1 protein-coding gene is annotated in these 3,991 nt (G+C 46.4%); it reads left to right on the top strand.

Going from position 1 to position 3,991, the window contains the following annotated elements; translation table 11 throughout:
• The coding region (locus KDK19_RS09200; RefSeq protein WP_257291796.1) for a hypothetical protein at positions 1–3,991 on the top strand (3,991 nt) is incomplete at both ends.

Raw genomic sequence — 3,991 nt, 5'->3', positions numbered from 1 at the left:
TATCGCTTCGGGCGATCAGCCCCCTGAACTGCAACGTCTGGGTCAATCACTCTTTGTCAATGACGAGGCTCTCCTGGCAGCGGCTACCTCAGCCTATTTCCAGGTTCATGTTCTGGGCGGGGATTTACAACAGCAGGCTCTAAATGAACTGTTGGCACACAGCAAACCCGTCGGCTATGTTGTACACGTCGGGGATGACGCACAGGTTTCTGCTGTACCTGCGGGTTATCCAAAGCTGGAAGTCGCAGAAACTCCGGGGGAGGTTATTGTTTTTCATGGTCAGAAGCTGAACCCCCGTGATACTGCTTTTGTAGAGAAGCTCCACAACCTCTGGAAAGAAGCTGAGGGCAATAACCTGGCTCCTGCATGGGTAACAAAGATTAATATATTCCGCGTCAAAAGCTTCCAGCACGTCATTCGAAGCAGGCAAATGGCACTGTTGGAGGAGTTTGTTGCACGGCACAATGCTGAAGTGAGCAAAAATCAACCGACAACGCTTACAAACGAAGATAGAGTGTCGGGACGTGCGCTTGCATTCTATGAATATCTCCAGCAGGCATTGGCCACCGCTGATCAAGATCGGGCAATTACGGTATTAGAATTTGAATTCACACTGGAACATATCAGAGCCGCCTCGTCCGCTATCACGCCAACCTGGCTGCAGATTCAACTGACCAAACACTTCAGCTTCAAACCCTTACTTAGAGACTTTCTGAGTCATCAGAATGTTGTTCAGGGCATTATGGGTCTTGTACCCGTTGTTGACGAATCACAGCTCGATGTTTCTTACGACAACGACCGCTTTGCTTTCAAAGTCCTGAGCGACATGACCAGGCAGCTGATCAAGAGTGACAGCAAACTGATAGATCAGCTGAAAAGAGAACGCAAACTCACCCAGGTTAATAACCACTTAAAGATCATGTTGGGGAAAGCCACTGCCATTGAAAAGCAAAAGCTCATAGTACTTCAGCTTAAGTATCAGGCTGAGCATGATCTTCGACAGCTTCATGGCGTATCGGAAAGACAGCAAAGCCTGTTACGGGAATTTCGGCAGAAAGTCGAACGAATCCCGGGGCTGGAAAAACAAATTCGTAATGCCAGAGCAGAAGCCACAAAAGCCCGCAACGCTCGACTGGCAGAAGAGCTTGGCATTGAAGACTGGGATGATTGCCAGTCACTGGAAAAACAAGCCAGACTCATCAGTATAAAAATTCATGCAATCAACAAGGCGTTGGCCACAACAGGACAGCCTGAGGGAGAATCTATAGAAACAACACTGCCGGCTCTAGAACGCCAGCTCGGTATTATTAAAATCGATGAAAAAGATCTGGATGCCCGCTTTCAGTGCATTCAAGAGCGTCTGCGACAACACCCAGTTGAACCCTATGATGCTGTATTCCGGGAGACAATGGCTATCGCTGAACGTCAGCTGGGCCTGGTTCCTGAAAACGAAGATGACCTGGTAGCCCGTCAACGTGACATTCTTCAGGCCATTCAGCAGCAACACAAGCAGCGTATAGTTCAGATCTATGAACGGCTTCAGCACCAGAAAACCAGAAGAGATGCCGAAACCAAAGCCAGCTATGCAACCATTGCCGAACATTTAAACCTTCAGAATTTTGATCGCAATGTAGATATTGACGCTCAACTAAATCAACTGCTTCAAAGAATTGAGACACTGAATGCTCAACTACAGAGTAAACATATACTGAATCTTCAACAAAAAAACCTGTTTGACAGACTTCAGTCACTGAATACTCAGGGCACTACCCTCGGCAAAGATCAAGAACATTTGCTTCAGAAAATCCAGGCACTGAATGCTCAATGCTGCATGGAAGAACCTGACGTCAAAACCGAGCAAGATGGTCTGGCACTGATTTTACGTATCAGGCTGGATGAAGACAGCACCACGGAAGAAGACAATGCACTGAAAACAGCAATGTATCAGAGGTTCAGCAGTCTTCAATATCTGGAAGAAGAACTGAAAGACATCAGAACACCAGGCCACCCCAAAGCCATGCCTGTGGTACTGGAAAAACTGTCTGATGTGGAAAAAGCCCTTGATATGGATGACCTCAATAGTGAGGACGATGTGTATTACCGTCGCAACGCCATTTCTGAGGAAATTCAGACAAGGATGACAAAAGTCAGACAGCAGGAAGAGAAAGTGGCTCTGAAAATGCTGAAAACAGTAGAAGACATACTCAAAATAGAAGTCAATAATGGTGATGACAAAACCGCAAGGCTTGACAGGGTTCGTACAAAACTTGACAGCGGTGAGGTCTCAGAATCCACGGTCGATACGATAAAGCATTCACTCCGGAAAGAAGGCATCCTATTCAGGAGCCAGGCCGGGAACACAGAACTTCAGAACCTTCAAAGGAATCTTGACTTTTATGTCGAAAATGTGAGCAGCCGAGCCGCAACAAGACAGTCAAGTATACTCAAAATTATAGAGGACAAGCTGCACATCTACGACTTTGTCCGCGAAGAGGCTGATGAAAAAGGCGGGGCTTTCGTGGCTAAACTGGCCAATGATCTGGGAATAATATTCAGAAGAAAAGCCTACCTGCCTGAAAAAAAGTATGTTCTTGAAAAAAATATTTTGGCATTAATGGAAGAAGTAGACGAAGCCTTTGGCGATGAAGATGTCAGAAGAAGCAGAAACAATGAAATCGCTCATCAACTCAACATTAAGTCCTATGAAGATGACGCCGGTATAAACGACCAGAATATTTTAATTAAAGAAAAACTCCAAGAGCTTTATGAAGAAGTTCCCAAAGTAGGTGTTACCACCGTTAATGAGCATATCGCAGCCATTGAAGGTGAGCTTGACAGACAAATGGCTCGCCTGGGACCTAAACCCCGATACGTTCTTGATCGCGAGGTAGCCAGCGCCAGACAAACAATACAACAAGCTGAAAGTGAACTGGCAGCCGTTCATCGCAGGCTGATTGCTGTTAGTGGCAAACACCTGTTATTTGCGGGTCAACCTGCTGACCTCCGGGATCTCCTGGATGAAGAGAACATGGCTCTCAATCAGGCAATGAAACAAGTTCAGATCGAGTTGGATCTGGCTGCTGTTGACGAACAAACCTCTGAGGAGCGATTAAGGGACTTCAGTCATTTCCTGCGGGGATACGGCAGAGAAAGACAAGGTGAAATCCTTAATGAACTGAATGCCAAAACAGGTCTGAGCATCCAGATAAAGGATGAATTCGGTTCAGTGGAAAACGCTCTTTACTGTATTGGCCTTGCCAATACAGATTCTCATGTTCAGAACGAAGATAATGAAGCATTGGGTGAACTGTTTTTAGCCAAGAGAAAGTACTTTCAAATCAGGAAATTCGTAGATCAGCACTACATAAAAAGCAGTGATTTGGTGAATGCACAGATTGAACAGTGGAATGCAAAAGAAAAGCTGGAGCTTAAAGAAAAGGAGATGATCGATCCTGGCGACATCGATCAGAAAGCTAAAACCCTGCATATGAACGAAATGGACAGGCTGGGCTTAATCTTGAAGCAGGCAAGTGATGCTGTATCAAAAGCACAAAAAGCTCTGGTGGATCATCATGAAGCGGCGCTTGACGCCACTGAAGAAGCTGCGGGTCTCAAACCAGACTCCACTGACACCTGTGAACACCGGATTAGTGCCCTGCTAGAAAAACTTTTACAGCTGGGCGGGTATGATGGTAATGGCGGCAAGATCCGTCAACTGCTTAAGGAACGGCTTCACCTTAGAAGTGAGATTGGAGTCAGGAAAGCAGACATTGGGAGAATGAGGGAAGTCCTGAAGGCTGCAGAAAAAGCTGTCGAAAATGATGGCGGTCCCTTCCAGTTCTCGCCGAGACAGGTCAATGTTCTGGCCGATATGAACACCTTCACGCAGCAGCACTCTCTCAAGCAACAAGCTCTGGATGCCGCACTGGGTCTGACGGAATCAGCATTCAGCAGCGGTAAGACAATACCCTGCCTGACAACTTTCGATTTT

Source organism: Endozoicomonas sp. ONNA1 (genome assembly GCF_024606325.1).
Taxonomy (GTDB): Bacteria; Pseudomonadota; Gammaproteobacteria; order Pseudomonadales; family Endozoicomonadaceae; genus Endozoicomonas_A.
This window is presented reverse-complemented; position numbering and strand designations above follow the sequence as displayed.